Below are 14,709 nucleotides of genomic sequence, written 5' to 3'. Positions count from 1 at the left end.
AGGAGGGCACATGGCGGCGGCCGAGTCGGCTGCGGGACGGGTCACGCGCGATCTGCGACGGCGGGTGCTCAGCGGCGATCTCAAGCCGGGCACGGTGCTGTCCCAGGCGCGCATCGCAGCGGAGTACGACGTGAGCCGGATGCCCGCGCGGGATGCGTTGCAGGTGCTGGCCAACGAGGGCCTGGTGGACCTGGGGCCTGCCACCTCCGTCGTGCGCGAGCTGTCGATCGCCGAGCTGCAGGAGCTCTACGAGCTGCGCGAGGCCGTCGAGCCGTTGCTCACCCGGCTGGCCGTGCCGAACGTCGGCCGCGCCCAGATGACGCAGATGGCTGCGCTGGTCGAGGCGATGGAGTCGGAGGCCTCACCGGCCGAGTGGCTGGAGGCCAATGCGCGGTTCCACGCGCACATCTTCACCTGCGCCGACCGCCCGCGGATGATCGAACTGACCCAGCACCTCCGGCGCCTGACCGACCGGTACCTGTACCTGCACATCGGGGTGATCGAGAACCTCGAGCACCTGCACACCGAGCACCGGGAGATTCTCGACGCGGTTCGGGCGGGCGACGCGGCTGCGGCCGCGGAGTTCACGCGTATTCACCTCGTCACGTCACACGAGCTCATCCTGCGTCACCTACTGGAGAACGAGCTGCTCGCACCGCTCTCCCAGGGCAGCTGAGCCGAGTTCTTCCCGCTCGATCCGCCGCACACGGCGTACGAGCCGCCACGACCGCCAGATCCGGCGCGGACGGCTTGCCGCGCCGAGGCAGGTGGCGGGCGTTGGAGTTGCCACCCCGGTGGGTGGCTGCCGCGCAGAACGTCGCAATCGCCAGCACGGTAGGCACCAACTTGCTGGGCACGGCCGAGTTTGTGAAGTCGCTCGGGGAGTTCACGCAAGCGTGTACCTGTAGTGGCTGGACGGCCGTCGGGCTCTACGAACCCACGAGGAAAGTAACCGCAGAAAGACAAGCACGTCCTGACAAAGCTATTACGAGCACCAGCTCTGGGCGGACGGCCGGAACTAGCTTTGGGCGCGTGCAGGTCCACGAATTCTCCGGTGAGGCGTTGGAAGACGTCGCCCGCGAGCGCTTCCTACCGATGATCACCCGGACAGGTCCCGACTTCCGCGGGCGTGTGGCGGCCCAGGAGCTGGGCGAGGCCATCACGCTCAGTCAGTCGCACTGGGGAGCATCGATGTCGATGGTCCGGACGGACCGGATGGCAGCGATGGCGTCGACCGACAACCTGTTCTTCGGCGTACAGACGGCCGGTCAGACCAGCCACTGCCAGCACGACCGCTTCGCCGAGCTGGTGCCCGGTAGCGGAGTGCTGACCGAAACGCGAAGTCCCTTCGAGCGGGTCTCGTCGATCGAGAGCAGGCGCATGACCTTGCGTTTCTCTCGCGAGTTGCTCCCGCTCCGTACCGCCGAGATCACCGAGGCGTGTGCGCGCAGCGTGGACCCCGCCGCCCCGGCCATGCAGGTGCTGTCCGGCTACCTCGGTCGGTTGTTCGAGATTGCCGAGGACCTCACGGCGTCGCAGCAGCTGGACGCCGGGCGGGCCGCGATCGATTTGCTGGCGATGGTGTTGCGGGCCATCACACCCTCCGTGCCGGGCGGGGACGGCCCCGTTGGGGTGTTGCTGGACATGATGCTGGTTTACGTCCGCGAACACCTGTCCGACCCTGAGCTGCGGGTGGAGGAGTTGGCGCGGCGGCATTATGTGTCTGTCCGCCGGACGTACACCTTGTTCGAACGGATCGGGACCACGCCCGGTGCGTACATGCGCGAGCAGCGGCTGCTCGCGGCACGGGTGCTGCTGTCCGACCCGAGGCACGCCCGGTTCGGGATGTCGGACATTGCCGCTGCGGTCGGGTTCCTCGACCTCAGCACGTTCGAGCGGGCGTTCCGGCGGCAGTACGGGACGACACCGGCCGGTTGGCGGCGTGAGCACCTCCACCACTCTGGATCGCTCCCGTGACCGTGCTGCGCCGCGTCGGCGAGCCGCTGGTTCCGGCGTCGCCGATCGGCCCGGCGGCCGTTCAGGAAGAGCGAGGAACGCCTGAGTCTCCCGTTCCTGTCGTAATCGCCCCGCTCCGTCAGGTGCCGCTACGCCACGGTTCGCACGGGGTGGGTGGTCGCGCGCCCCGCGACCGCCGCCTCCGCGACCCCAGCTGTCCGCCGGAACCGGCTACTCGGCCGGGCGGACGTTCTGGTTGACGTGGAACGTGTTGTCCGGGTCGTAGCGCTTCTTGACCTGGGCCAGCCGCTCGTAGTTGCCGCGGTAGGACGCCTTGACCCGGTCCTGTCCCTCGTCCATGAGGAAGTTGACGTAGGCGCCACCGGCCGAGGTCGGGTGCAGCTCCTCCCAGTAGTCGCGGGCCCAGCGCGAGATCGCCTCCGCGTTCGCCGGGTCCGGGTCGACGCCCACGATGACCCCCGCCCAGCCCCCGTCGCGGTAGGGGAAGGCCGTGGCGCCCTCCGGCACCCGGGACGCGGCGCCGTCGATCGGATACAGGTGCATGGTGGAGTGACCCGACGGCAGTTGCGCGCCGTACTTGCGGTGCACGTCGATGGCGGCGTCGGAGATCGAGGTGAAGACGTCCGCCCGCCAGTACCACTGCAGGCCGGCCGGGTACAGGGCGTCGAAAGCGCTCTGCAGCACGGGGAACGGCATGTCGTGCAGGCCGACCACGAGCGGCGAGCCGAACGTGGTGATCGGCTCCAGCACCTCGTCGGCCCGGTCGTGCGGGCCGGTGTAGCACCAGACGATCGCGCAGGACTTGCGGCCCCAGAGCTCTTCGGGGAACGGCGGGGCGGGTGGGATGGTGATCAGTCCGATCCAGCCGTTGAGCTCCTCGGGCAGTGACGGGATCAGCTCCCGGTACCAGCGCATCACGGCGTCGGTGTCGGCGAAGTCGTAGAGCACCGGACCGCCGATGATCGTGCCGTTCTCCCCGATGTCGTGGCAGCGGAACGTGAAGGACGTGACCACGCCGAAGTTCCCGCCGCCACCACGCAGGGCCCAGTACAGGTCGCTGTGGGAGCTCTCGTTCGCCGTCAGGAACGTGCCGTCGGCGAGTACGACATCGGCGGAGAGGAGGTTGTCGGACGTGAGCCCGAAGCGTCGGGTGAGGTAGCCGATCCCACCGCCGAGCGTCAGGCCGGCCACGCCGGTGGACGCGATGAAGCCCGACGGGGTGGCCATGCCGAACGCGGCGGTGGCGTGGTCGACGTCGCCCCACGTGCATCCGGCATCGGCGCGCACCGTGCGGTTCACGGGGTCGACGGTGGTGCTGCGCAGCAGTGAGAGGTCGATGACCAGCGCGTCGTCCCACACACCGAGCCCGGCGGCGTTGTGTCCGCCACCCCGGACGGCGATCTCGAGGCCGTGGTCACGGCCGAAACGGACACAGGCGATGACGTCGGCGACGTCCCGGCAGCGGGCGACGGCCGCTGGCCTCTTGTCGATCATGGCGTTGTAGACGGAGCGCGCCTCGTCATAGCCCGGGTCTTGCGGCGTGATCAGGTCGCCGCGCAGGGCGGCGGCCAACTCGTCGTACGGAGTCACGGTGGTAGTGGTCATGACGTCTCCTAGGCTGCGGCGCTCGACGTCCGAGCGACCCGGTTGCCGACGCTAGGAATCCGGCGTTCGCGCAGCGTTCGTGGTGGCGTTCGCGGGAGGACGGACACCGCGTTCGGCGAGGTCGTGATCGCAGCGCCGGAGCAGCGCGACGCTGCCGTGGGCACGCGCCATCTGCGCCGCCAACAGCAACCGGGCGACGGCGGCGTCAGGGTCGTCGTAGGCCGCCCGCATCCGCATCACCTGCGGCATCCACCACAGGTCGTCCCTGGCCTGTCCGGCGACGAGCGCCGCGTCGAGGGTCGCCCGGGCTGCACCGGCCCCGTCGTCACGGGCCGCGGACTCGGCGAGCAGCGAGAGCCAGTACGGCATGCGGGCGAATGCGCCCTCCGACCTGAGGTTCTCGATTCCGCGCCGGGCGAGGTCCGCGCCCGACCCGTCCGTGCGGGCCCAGCCGTCGAGGATCAACCCCCACTCGCGGTAGTACGCGAAGTCGTACCGGTCGCAGAGCTCGCGCAGCTCGGCGACGGTGTCGGCCAGTTCGGGCAGGTCGTGCCGCATCTGGTGGGTGATGGAGCCGTAGGCCAGGGCGACGGCCAGGTTGTACGGGTGCCCGATCGACCGGGCCAGCGCGATCGCGTCACGGCAGCTCGCGACGGCCTCGGCGTCGTGGTCGACGAGCCAGTGGGCGTGCGCCGACCAGGCCTTGCCGTGCACGACGGGACGCGTCCCGACGCTCAGCGAGGCACCTGTGTGCAGTTCGGCGGCGATCCCGAAGTGGCGCAGCGCCTCCTCCGGCATGCCGAGGCTCACCGCGGAACCCCCGAAGGCGAAGTGGGCCGAGCCGCTCAGCTCGGAGCCGGGTTCGACCGCGGTGAGCAGGCGCTCCGCGGTGCGGTGAGCATCGGCGATCCGTCCCTGGACGAACCGGGACGCCCAGAGCCCGATGAGCCCGTCCACAACCGAGTTCTTGCGACCGAGCCTCTCGGCGAGGGTGACGGTGCGTTCGAGCGTGTCCTGCAGCCTGGGGGAGGAGTAGCCGTACCGGGCGTTGAGCGGCGCCGCCAGGGCTTCGAGGACGCCCAGCTCCTGTCCGTCCCGGTCCCTGCTCGCCGGGAGGGTGCGCAGGATCGACAGCGCCTCCTGATGCAGGCGGATCGCTTCGTCATGGGCGAACCTGCCCGCCGCGACGTCGGCCGCGCGCCGGTAGTAGGTCACGGCCCGCTCCGCTCGTCCACCGCGGGCGTACTGCTCCGCGAGCTGCGCCGAGACGCCGTCGGTGTCGTCGGGGTGGAGCAGTTCGAGTCCCTGGGCGAGACGCCGGTGCAGCAACCACCGATTCGGCGGGCTGATCTGCGCGTAGGCGGTGTCACGAAGCAGGTCGTGGGAGAAGTCGTAGCCGTCGGCGAACTCGCGGATGATCCGGCGCCGCCACAGTTCGTCGACGGCGTGGACCACGTCGCCCGCGTCGAGGTCGCTCGCCTCGCTGAGCAGGTCGAGGGTGAAGTTCCGGCCCACCGCGGCCGCCAGGCCCGCAACCTCACGAGCCGTGGGCGTCACCTGGTCGAGGCGGTTGCGCAGCACCGCGGTGAGGTCGCTGACCGGGAGTGGCGCCCCCGCCGGGTCGGTGCTGCCGAGATCGACCGTCGCCCGTGCCGCCTCGACGACGTACAGCGGGAAGCCGCCCGTGGCCGCCTGCAGCAGGCTCGCGTCGTCGTCGAGGAGGGGTTGCCCCGAGATCTCCTCGGCGAGACGGGCGGTGTCGGTGACCTCCAGCGGGCTGATCGGGAGCTCGGTGAGCATTCCGGTGGCCCGCATCCGGACAGCCCAGTCTGCCGATCCGGGTTCGTCGTCGAGGGTCTCGTCCCGCCGGGTGGCCGCCACCATGACGGGTCGGTCGGAGGCACGCCCGAGGGCGAACGTGAGGAACTCGAGGGTCTCCTTGTCGCACCACTGCACGTTGTCGAGGACCAGCAGCATCGGACGGCCGACGCCGAGCAGGGCCCGTGCCAGGCCTTCGTAGAAGCGGTGGCGCTGCCAGGCGTCCACCATGGCCCGCAGGCTGGCCCCCGGCTCACCGTGACCCTCGGCCGAGGGCACCAGTCTGTCGACCTCGACGCGCCACACCGGTTCGAGCGCCGTCATGGACGACCGGATCGCCGGGTTGCGCAGCCAGTCGGCCACCGGCGCCAGCGCCAGCCGTCCGGAGGCTCCGAAGCACTGGGTGCTCGCCACCACCGCGCCCTGGCGCCGGGCCAGCTCGGCGACCTCCGCGACGAGGCGGGTCTTCCCGACGCCGGGATCGCCGCGGACGAGCGCGATGACCGGGCGCCCCGCGGCTGCGCCTGCCCACAGCGTGCGGAGGACCTGCATCTCCCGGGAACGTCCGACGAGCTTCGCTGCGGCGGGTCCCGTACGGGCCGGGGGGACGTCGATCGTCGACGGCGGTGGCGTCACCGGGTCGGCGCGGGCCATCACGCGCTGGAGAGCCGCGAGCGTCGTGCGGTCCGGGGCGAGGCCGAGCTCTCGCTCCAGGACCGAAGCGCAGTGGTGGTAGGTGCTCACGGCGCCGGCCCGGTCACCCAGGTCGGCCTGCAGCGTCATCAGGGCCCGGTATCCGGCCTCCTCCAACGGCCGGAGCTGGATACGCCGGCGTGCAGCCTCGGCCGCCCCCACGAGGTCACAGGTGCGGGTCCGCGTATCGCGGCTCAGATCGCACAGCTCCACACACTGGCTCTCGATCTCGGAGCGGGCGTCGAGGAGCCAGTCGTCGTACACGCCGGGCAGCAGTTCACCGCGATAGCAGGTGATGGCCGCGCCCGCGTGCGTGACCAGAGCGTCGGTGTCGTCGGCCGCCGCGGCGGCCAGTGCGGCGCGGCGTTCGGTGTCGAAGGTGCGCACGTCGACGCGACAGGTAGGGGTGTCCTCCCAGCACAGGTCCCTGGACGTGACGACGAGCGGAGGTGGGTCGCCCAGGAGCTGCCTCAGGTGGTGGAGCTCGCGACGCAGGTTGGTCAGTGCCTGCGCGTCGGTGGACTCGGGCCAGAAGAGCCCGGCGATGCGCTGCCGGGACTGGGGAGACCCGGCGTGGATGACCAGGAACGCCACCAGCGCGAGGGAGCGCGACGACCGCGTCCGGACGATGCCGGTCGTGTCATCGGAGATCGACTGCTCGCCGAGGAGAGAGATGTGCAGCATCTCGCGCGCCTCCCGAACCGTCAGAGTAACCGGCGAGCCGCCGTCCGGGCCTATGCTCACCCGCGCCGGGACTCCGCCGGAATCCTCACGTCCGGTTGTGCCGGACGCCTGCGTTCGGGACCAGGTTCCGTTCCAGGAGTGCGTACGCCTCGGCGAGGTCACGAACTCCGGCTGGGCTGTTTCCGACGGACGGAGCGGTCTTGATGATCGCCTTGAGCACGGCCTCACGGGCCTGCTCACTCAGACTCTGATCAGCCATGCCGGATGACGCTACCCGTGCGCGGTGGGTCCGGAGTCGAGAATGTGAATAGAGGACCGCCACCGCGCACGCGGCCGGGCGTGCACGGTGGCGGAGTTCAGTAGTTCTGTGGTCAGTTCCCGATGGCCGTTGATCCGTTTGTGATCACTGCCCGGCCTTGACCCCCGGCTCGCCGAACTCGTACTGGATCAGGTTGCTCGGCACATCGTCGGGAAGGCGCACCGTGTGGCGCTTGCCGACCGGCAGAACGGGGTGCTTGAACGTGGCCTCGAGCATCATCGCGCTGCCGAGGTACCAGGCGAGAACGGCGGAGACGAGCAGTACGTAGGCCGCGATCGTCTGGACCACCGGCACACCGCCCATCAGGGCGATGGCGAGGAGGGTGGATCCGGCGGCCAGGGTGCCCAGCACTGCGGTCAGCGCGTTGTTCTCGCGGGTGGCGGCGATTGCGCCCACCCACGTGATCGCGGCGAGTACCACGAACCAGAAGCCGAAGGCGACCGACGCCGTGCCGCTGGTGGCGGCGGCGGGCAGCACACCCAGGGCGATGAGCAGGTTGTACAGGCCGTAGCCGATCCAGAACGAACCCCAGATGCCGTGCATCGCTGTGGCCACCGCGTCGCGGGCCCGGTAGGCCCACATGCCGGCGAGCAACTGTGCGATGCCGCCTGCCGCCAGCGCGAAGGGGAACAGGATCAGTGGTGTCTGCGAATCTCCGTACCAGCCGGCCAGGTTGGCGGCGACCATGAACGTGGCCGCGGCGAAGCCGAACAGTCCGAGGATGGACGGTGCGGCAACCGGTGACAGCGCGATCGTGGTGTGCTCGCGCCAGAAGTTGTAGTCGGGTGCGCCGGCGATTGCCGAACGCCCATTCGTACCGGTGTTCATTTCTTGCCTCCCAGGTTTCACGCCGGGTTCCGGCCCACCCGGCGGCCGTCCGGGATGCGATTCCCGAGGCGACTCGGCGAGCTTCTCCGTCTGCTCGGAGAAGCTCGCACCTGGAATAACGCCGGAGCTGCTGGTGGAAAGCCCGCTCCGGCTGTCTACAACCTCACACGGCCCCGGTGAGCGACCGATCCGCTGCGGCGATCGGGGACGTGCGCAGACGTGTCAGGAGGCGCGTCCGGACAGCGACGGACTGCGGCTCGTCGTCTTGCCCGGCCGGCGGAGGAGCCTGCGCAGCCGTTTGGGCTTGAGGTCGCGCATCGCACGTTCGAGCGCGTCCTGGCGCTTCGTGAGCTTCTTGAGCTGCTTCTTCACTGACGCCATCGGACGCCTCCTCTCATCGGTTCCGGGCCCACGCTCCCGCTTGTGTGCCCGTCCAGCCTCGGTCGAAACGGCCTTACGCGACGGATTCGGCCGGCTGGTCGGCTCCGGCGACGGCCGCGAGCAGCTGGGCCCGGGTGGGACCCGCGGGCGGGTAGCCGGGACCGTCGGCCTCCTGCGCCTCGATCCTGGCGCGCAGCGCGGGCGGAATCGCCGCCACGTCGATGGCCTCGACCTGCAGCGCGGACCGCATGAAGATGCGCAGCGCGTCGGGCTCTTGCATCATCATCTGCCGGACCCCCCGCTGCAGCGTCCAGGCCTCGCTCGCCTGCGGGTGGGGCGTGCCTGCGATGTCCGCCTGGATCTCGGCCATCCGGTTCTGGTCCTGCTCGAGCGTCAGCCGGTACATCTTCCCGACGACGGCGTCGATCACCTCGGCGAAGCGGCGTGCCAGCTCGGCCGGCCGGTCCGGTCCGACCTCACGGAGCACATCGCGCAGCACACAGGCCTGTGCCATGCCGATCGACGAGCCCCGGCCGAGCGAGGGGTTGGTGCGCACAACGGAGTCACCGACCGCGACCACACCGGTGGCCACCGGCTCGCCGTCGACGACGAAGGACCGATGCCGGTCCGGACCACCGGACATCACCTGGACGTCGGTGATCGGTGTCGACATGGCCAGTAGCGGCACGAGGTCGGGGATCAGGGCCGCGACGCGGTCCCACGCCTGCACGTCCCGCAGCCCGCGCAGCTCGCGGTCGTTGGACGCCGCGACGAACGCCAGGCCGAACGTGTTCTCGTCGGCAGGCACCCAGAGCAGGGACATTCCCTCGTAGAAGATGATGGCGCTCGGCACCGGCCGCGGGGTCTCGTTGCGGAAGTGCCGGCAGTAGTAGACGAACCCGAGGTCCTCGCTCTGCTCCTGGGGACGCTGGGCGCCGATCCCGGCGAGCATCCGGTCGATCGTGGTGTTGCGCCCCATCGCGTCGACCACCAGGTCGGCGGGCACCGTCTCACCGCCCTCGATGACGACGCCGTTGACATGCGGGACGCCGCTCGCGTCCGCGGCGGCCACCAGCGCCTCGGCCTTCGCTCCACGCCGGACCGTGACGCCGGGCGTACGCGCCGCCACGGTCGCCAACGCCCCTTCGACGACCGGCCTGCGGGCCAGCATCAGCCGCAGGTCCTCGTCGCCGGGGCGCGATCCGCCGGTCACCGCGGGCGGCAGTGTGTCGAGCGGGCTAAAGCGGATGCCGCCCAGCCGCTCCAGCTCGTCGATGACCTCGGGCAGCTCCTGTTCCATCAGCCGACGCCACAGCGCCTGCATGATGTGGGGCAGCCGGAACTGGCTGACGCCGGGCCGCTCCCAGTTCTGCCACTGCCCGTCCGCGTCACCTTCCGGCTGCCCGGCGTCTCGCTCCAGCACCGTGATGCTGTGGCCGTCGCGTGCGAGCAGCAGCGCCGTGGCGAGGCCGTTCAGGCCTGCGCCGATGACGGTGATTCGTGCCATCTCGTTTCCCCCCCACATTCGTTCCCGACTTCCACCGTGTCCCGACTAGGACGGCGGGCGGTACGTGAGTCGTGACACGCGGACGGAGGGTTCCAGCGCTTTTGTGCGGTCCGCCCAAGATGTGGCGGCTTGTGGCGCCACGATTTGTGCGCTCAGCTCAGGCTGTGCGGGGTTGGAGCACCAGGGCGCCGTCCACCACGTCCACCACGACCCGCTGCCCGGAGCCGACGTCGCCGGCGATGATCATCCGGGAGAGCTTGCGGTCGAGCTCACGGGCGATGGTGCGGCGCAGCGGGCGGGCCCCGAGCTCCGGCTGGTGACCGCGTTCGGCGAGCCAGTCGATCGCGCTCTCGGTGACGTCCAGCGTGATGCCCTGGGCGCGTAGGCGCTCCCCGGTCTCGCCGAGCATCAAGTGGGTGATCCGCCGGAGCTCGGCGCGGTCGAGGGCGTGGAACAGCACGATGTCGTCGATCCGGTTGAGGAACTCCGGACGGAAGTGGGCCCGCATCGCGGCGAGCACGGGGTCGCGGACATCCTCGGCGGGGCGCCCGGCCTGCGCCGCGGCGAGAAGCTGGTGCGCCCCGAGGTTGCTGGTCATGATCACGACCGTGCTCGTGAAGTCGACGGTGCGCCCGTGGGCGTCGGTGAGACGCCCCGCGTCGAGCACCTGCAGCAGCGTGGCGGTGACATCGGCGTGGGCCTTCTCGATCTCGTCGAGCAGCAGCACCGCGTACCGGGTGCGTCGCACTGCTTCGGTGAGCTGACCGGCGTCCTCGTACCCGATGTGTCCCGGCGGCGCACCGACCAGCCGCATCGCGCTGCTGCGGTCGGCGTACTCGCTCATGTCGAAGCGCAGCAGCGCGTCGGTCGAGCCGAACAGGGCCTCGGCCAGTGCCCTGGCCAGCTCTGTCTTGCCGACGCCGGTGGGGCCGAGGAATAGGAACGACCCGATCGGCCGATCGGGGTGCGCCAGCCCGGCCCGGCCGGCGCGCACCGCGTCGGCCACGGCCTCGACGGCGTCGTCCTGCCCGACGACACGGCGGTGCAGCAGCGCCTCCAGGTCGAGCAGCCGGGTGCGTTCGGTGGCGGTGATGCGAGCGAGCGGGATGCCGGTGATCTGCGCGAGCACGGCGGCCACGTCGTCGGCCGTGATCTCGACGGTCCCGGCCGGGGCGGCTGCCGTGGCCGCCTCCGCCATGTCGATCTCACGGGTGAGCATGTGTGCGCGCTCGAAGTCCTCCGCGTCGACGGCGACGTCACGAGCACGGCGCAGTTGCTCCAGGCGCTCGTCGGCCGCAGGGTCGGTGTGTTCGCGACCGGCGTGGATCCGGGCCCGTGCGCTCGCGCGGTCCACGAGGTCGATCGCCTTGTCCGGCAGGAACCGGTCGGTGAGGTAGCGGTCCGACAGTTCGGCGGCTGCCACCAGCGCGGCGTCGCCGATGTGGACGTCGTGGTGCTGCTCGTAGCGCTTGCGCAGCCCGAGCAGGATCGTGATCGTCGCCGCGACCGTGGGTTCGGCGATGCGGACCGGTTCGAAGCGCCGCTCCAGGGCGGCGTCCTTCTCGATGTGCTTGCGGTACTCGTGCAGGGTCGTCGCGCCGATGAGCTGCAACTCGCCGCGCGCGAGAGCCGGCTTGAGCAGGGTGGCGGCGTCCATCGCCCCGCCTTCGGCCGAACCGGCGCCGACCACGGCGTGCAGCTCGTCGACGAACAGCACGATCGAGCGTTCCGCGGCCACGACCTCGTCGATGACGCCGGTGAGCCGTTGCTCGAAGTCGCCGCGGTACCGGGTGCCCGCGACCATGCCCGCGAGGTCCAGCGAGACCACGCGCACGTCCTTGAGCTGGTCGGGCACCTCGCCGTCGGCCACGCGCTGGGCGATGCCCTCGACGATCGCCGTCTTGCCGACGCCGGGGTCGCCGACCAGCACCGGGTTGTTCTTGGTGCGGCGGGCGAGCACCTCGAGGACCTGCTCGATCTCCGCGTCGCGCCCGATGACGGGGTCGAGCCTGCCTTGCAGCGCCGCCGCTGTCAGGTCGCGCCCGAACCGGTCCAGCCGCGGGGTGCGTGCGTGGGTGCCCGGCGTCCTCGGTGTGGCGTCCGGACGGGGCATGGCGCCGCCCAGCGTGGTCTCCAGGTTCCCGATCAGACGCTCGAACAGCTCGTCGAAGGGTCCGGATCCAGGGCGGTCCTGCGGCACGTCCACCTCCACGAGGGTGCATCCGACCTCGATGGTCCTCCCTTGGCGGCCGGTCCGCCCAGGTTGGTGGCTGCGAGTGCCGGCGCTTTTACGCGATGCGCATCAGCAGTTGCAACGACCGCCCCACAACGCCGAGCGTGGTGCGGGCCCGCGCTGCCGGCGGCAGAAGAGGGCCAGGGGCGCCGCGCTGCGGGTCGGCGGTGTCGAGGACGATCTCCCACGCGGCGCCGTAGGCGGGGCCGGGCAGCGTGAACGCCACGACGTCCGGGCTCGGGTTGACCAGCAGCAGGAACGAGTCGTCGCGCAGCTTGCGGCCGCGGCGATCCGGCTCGGGGATCCCGTCGCCGTTGTAGAAGATGGCCAGGGCGCGGGTGCTGCCGTCGGTCCAGTGCGCGTCGCTCATCGGCACGCCTGCCGGGGTGAGCCAGGCGAGGTCCTCGAGGCTGGTGCCCCGCACGGGGCGGCCCTGGAAGAACCGGCGGCGCCGGAAGACCGGATGGTCGCGGCGGAGCCTGACGAGCCGGGCGGTGAAGTCGTTTAGCGAGTGGAACCCCTCGGCCCGCTTCCAGTCCACCCAGGAGATCGCATTGTCCTGGCAGTAGGCGTTGTTGTTGCCGCCCTGGGTGCGGCCCAGCTCGTCGCCGTGCAGGAACATCGGAACGCCCTGCGATAGGAACAGCGTGGTCAGGAGATTGCGCTTTTGCCGTTCGCGCAGCTCCTGGATCGACGGGTCGTCCGTGGGGCCTTCGGCGCCGCAGTTCCACGAGCGGTTGTCGTCGGAGCCGTCGCGGTTGTCCTCGCCGTTGGCGGCGTTGTGCTTGTGGTTGTACGAGACGAGGTCGTGCAGCGTGAACCCGTCGTGGGCCGTGACGAAGTTGATCGAGGAGTACGGACGGCGCCCGCTGGACTCGTACAGGTCCGACGATCCCGTGAGCCGGGACGCGAAGTCGCCGACCGTGCCCGGCACGCCCCGCCAGAAGTCGCGCACAGCGTCGCGGTAGCGGCCGTTCCACTCCGTCCACAGCGGAGGGAAGTTGCCCACCTGGTAGCCGCCGGGACCGACGTCCCACGGCTCGGCGATGAGCTTGACCTGGGACACCACCGGGTCCTGTTGCACCAGCTCGAAGAAGGTGGCGAGCCGGTCGACCTCGTAGAGCCCGCGGGCCAGCGCGGAGGCCAGGTCGAACCGGAACCCGTCGACGTGCATCTCCAGCACCCAGTACCGGAGCGAGTCCATGATCAGCTGCAGGGTGTGCGGATGGCGCACGTTGAGCGTGTTTCCGGTGCCGGTGTAGTCGGTGTAGTAGCGAGGATCGTCGGCCAGCCGGTAGTAGGCGGGGTTGTCGATGCCCCGGAACGACAGCGTGGGGCCGAGGTGGTTGCCCTCCGCCGTGTGGTTGTAGACGACGTCGAGGATCACCTCGATGCCCGCATCGTGCAGCGTGCGCACCATCGCCTTGAACTCGGTGACCTGCTGCCCTCGCCCGCCCCGGGCGGCGTAGCGGTGGTGCGGGGCGAAGTAGCCGACGGTGTTGTAGCCCCAGTAGTTGGCCAGTCCGCGGTCCACGAGGACGTGGTCGTCGAGGAACTGGTGCACGGGCATCAGCTCCACCGCGGTGACGCCGAGCTTCTTGAGGTGCTCGACGACAGCCGGGTGTGCCAGCCCGGCGTAGGTGCCACGCAGGGCAGGCGGCACTTCGGGGTGGAGCACCGTGAGGCCACGCACGTGGGCCTCGTAGATCACCGATTCGCTGTAGCGGGTGCGCGGCGGCCGGTCGTTGCCCCAGTCGAAGAACGGGCTGATGACGACGGCTCTGGTCTGGTGGGGTGCGGAGTCGTCGTCGTTGCGGTGCCCGATCTGGCCCCACCGGTAATCGAAGAGCGACTCGTCCCAGTCCACGGGCCCGTCGAACGACTTGCCATAGGGATCCAGCAGGAGCTTCGCCGGGTTGCAGCGCAGCCCTCGCGCCGGGTCGTGGGGGCCGTGCACGCGGAAGCCGTACCGCTGCCCGGGCCCCACGCCCGGCAGGTAGCAGTGCCAGATGAAGCCGTCGACCTCCGAGAGCTCCACCCGCTGCTCGATGTCCTCGTCGTCGAAGAGGCACAGCTCGACGCGGGTGGCCAGCTCGGAGAAGAAGCCGAAGTTGGTGCCCAGACCGTCGTAGGTGGCACCCAGGGGATACGCGTCCCCTGGCCAGACTTCCACCCGATCATCCTGCCTCGGGAGATGCCTGCCACGCTGCCGTCAATCCGGTGATCGTCGGCTCAGATCAGCGCAAGGTGGCTTGTGCCTGTTGTGCGCGGACGGCGATGGGAGCGCCTGCCAGGTCCTCCTCGTTGCACAGCAGCTTGACGTCGTAGTAGGGCCCGGCGTCGCTGTCGTCGTAGTCGAGGTGAACGGCGATGACGTCGAGCGGCTCGCCCAGCCACTCCTGTGCCTGGCGCAGCCAGGCCGCCGACCGTTCCAGCGCGGTCGGAAGGTCGTCGTCGCGGAACTGCACGGGCCGATAGGGCACTTGCTGGACCTCATCGCGTACGTGTGAAGGTCGCGGAAGGTCCGTTGCCACGCCGGTCTCGTCGAGATCGAGTTCGATCGCCTGCTCGGTCACGCTGACCAGGGTGGCCCGGTGAGTCCGCACGGGCAAGCGGACGCCCGCGACACGCCCACCACGACCGGACGAATCGCGGTCGAAGACG

Annotated in this window: 11 protein-coding genes; 2 read left to right on the top strand and 9 right to left on the bottom strand. The window is 70.4% G+C overall.

Annotated elements, in window-relative coordinates; translation table 11 throughout:
- Window positions 1-10 precede the first annotated feature (10 nt).
- Together ABD743_RS02940 and ABD743_RS02935 are read left to right on the top strand one after the other, a co-directional pair.
- Window positions 11-676 carry a GntR family transcriptional regulator gene (locus tag ABD743_RS02940; RefSeq protein WP_344718503.1) on the top strand — a complete coding sequence of 222 codons (666 nt, stop codon included), beginning with the start codon at window positions 11-13 and terminating at the stop codon, window positions 674-676.
- 356 nt (window positions 677-1,032) lie between these two features.
- Window positions 1,033-1,977: a helix-turn-helix domain-containing protein gene (locus ABD743_RS02935; RefSeq protein WP_344718501.1), complete on the top strand. Its 945-nt coding sequence runs from the start codon at window positions 1,033-1,035 to the stop codon at window positions 1,975-1,977.
- Window positions 1,978-2,187: 210 nt separating this feature from the next.
- Here the strand turns inward: ABD743_RS02935 and ABD743_RS02930 are convergent, their stop codons facing one another.
- The 9 genes from ABD743_RS02930 to ABD743_RS02890 all read right to left on the bottom strand — a co-directional run bounded on the left by ABD743_RS02930 (window position 2,188) and on the right by ABD743_RS02890 (window position 14,621).
- Window positions 2,188-3,582, bottom strand: coding sequence for an FAD-binding oxidoreductase (locus tag ABD743_RS02930; protein ID WP_344718498.1), 1,395 nt, complete (start codon window positions 3,580-3,582; stop codon window positions 2,188-2,190).
- Window positions 3,583-3,633: 51 nt separating this feature from the next.
- The gene (locus tag ABD743_RS02925) at window positions 3,634-6,777 is read right to left on the bottom strand and encodes an ATP-binding protein (protein WP_344718496.1); all 3,144 of its coding nucleotides are present in this window, start codon (window positions 6,775-6,777) and stop codon (window positions 3,634-3,636) included.
- Window positions 6,778-6,862: 85 nt separating this feature from the next.
- The gene (locus ABD743_RS02920; protein WP_344718495.1) at window positions 6,863-7,036 is read right to left on the bottom strand and encodes a hypothetical protein; all 174 of its coding nucleotides are present in this window, start codon (window positions 7,034-7,036) and stop codon (window positions 6,863-6,865) included.
- 144 nt (window positions 7,037-7,180) lie between these two features.
- Window positions 7,181-7,924 (bottom strand): acetate uptake transporter, encoded by a 744-nt coding sequence (locus ABD743_RS02915; RefSeq protein WP_344718493.1) that lies wholly within the window; start codon window positions 7,922-7,924, stop codon window positions 7,181-7,183.
- Between the two features lie 222 nt (window positions 7,925-8,146).
- Window positions 8,147-8,305: a hypothetical protein gene (locus ABD743_RS02910; RefSeq protein ID WP_344718491.1), complete on the bottom strand. Its 159-nt coding sequence runs from the start codon at window positions 8,303-8,305 to the stop codon at window positions 8,147-8,149.
- A gap of 73 nt (window positions 8,306-8,378) precedes the next feature.
- A complete protein-coding gene (locus ABD743_RS02905) occupies window positions 8,379-9,812 on the bottom strand; it encodes an FAD-dependent oxidoreductase (RefSeq protein WP_344718489.1) in 1,434 nt (477 codons plus the stop codon).
- A gap of 157 nt (window positions 9,813-9,969) precedes the next feature.
- The gene (locus tag ABD743_RS02900) at window positions 9,970-12,018 is read right to left on the bottom strand and encodes an ATP-dependent Clp protease ATP-binding subunit (protein ID WP_344718487.1); all 2,049 of its coding nucleotides are present in this window, start codon (window positions 12,016-12,018) and stop codon (window positions 9,970-9,972) included.
- An 82-nt stretch (window positions 12,019-12,100) separates the two neighbouring features.
- Window positions 12,101-14,218 carry a glycogen debranching protein GlgX gene (glgX, locus tag ABD743_RS02895; RefSeq protein WP_344718485.1) on the bottom strand — a complete coding sequence of 706 codons (2,118 nt, stop codon included), beginning with the start codon at window positions 14,216-14,218 and terminating at the stop codon, window positions 12,101-12,103.
- Window positions 14,219-14,282: 64 nt separating this feature from the next.
- Window positions 14,283-14,621 (bottom strand): hypothetical protein, encoded by a 339-nt coding sequence (locus tag ABD743_RS02890; protein ID WP_344718483.1) that lies wholly within the window; start codon window positions 14,619-14,621, stop codon window positions 14,283-14,285.
- Window positions 14,622-14,709: the final 88 nt, after the last annotated feature.

The organism is Pseudonocardia yunnanensis, from assembly GCF_039534065.1.
Taxonomy (GTDB): Bacteria; Actinomycetota; Actinomycetes; order Mycobacteriales; family Pseudonocardiaceae; genus Pseudonocardia; species Pseudonocardia yunnanensis.
This window is presented reverse-complemented; position numbering and strand designations above follow the sequence as displayed.

What these genes read in the sequence shown, in the direction of transcription:
- ABD743_RS02940 (WP_344718503.1), top strand. Translation starts at nt 11, where the DNA reads ATGGCGGCGGCCGAGTCGGCTGCGGGACGGGTCACGCGCGATCTGCGA.
- ABD743_RS02910 (WP_344718491.1), bottom strand. Translation starts at nt 8,305, where the DNA reads ATGGCGTCAGTGAAGAAGCAGCTCAAGAAGCTCACGAAGCGCCAGGAC.
- ABD743_RS02920 (WP_344718495.1), bottom strand. Translation starts at nt 7,036, where the DNA reads ATGGCTGATCAGAGTCTGAGTGAGCAGGCCCGTGAGGCCGTGCTCAAG.
- ABD743_RS02915 (WP_344718493.1), bottom strand. Translation starts at nt 7,924, where the DNA reads ATGAACACCGGTACGAATGGGCGTTCGGCAATCGCCGGCGCACCCGAC.
- ABD743_RS02905 (WP_344718489.1), bottom strand. Translation starts at nt 9,812, where the DNA reads ATGGCACGAATCACCGTCATCGGCGCAGGCCTGAACGGCCTCGCCACG.
- ABD743_RS02925 (WP_344718496.1), bottom strand. Translation starts at nt 6,777, where the DNA reads ATGCTGCACATCTCTCTCCTCGGCGAGCAGTCGATCTCCGATGACACG.
- ABD743_RS02930 (WP_344718498.1), bottom strand. Translation starts at nt 3,582, where the DNA reads ATGACCACTACCACCGTGACTCCGTACGACGAGTTGGCCGCCGCCCTG.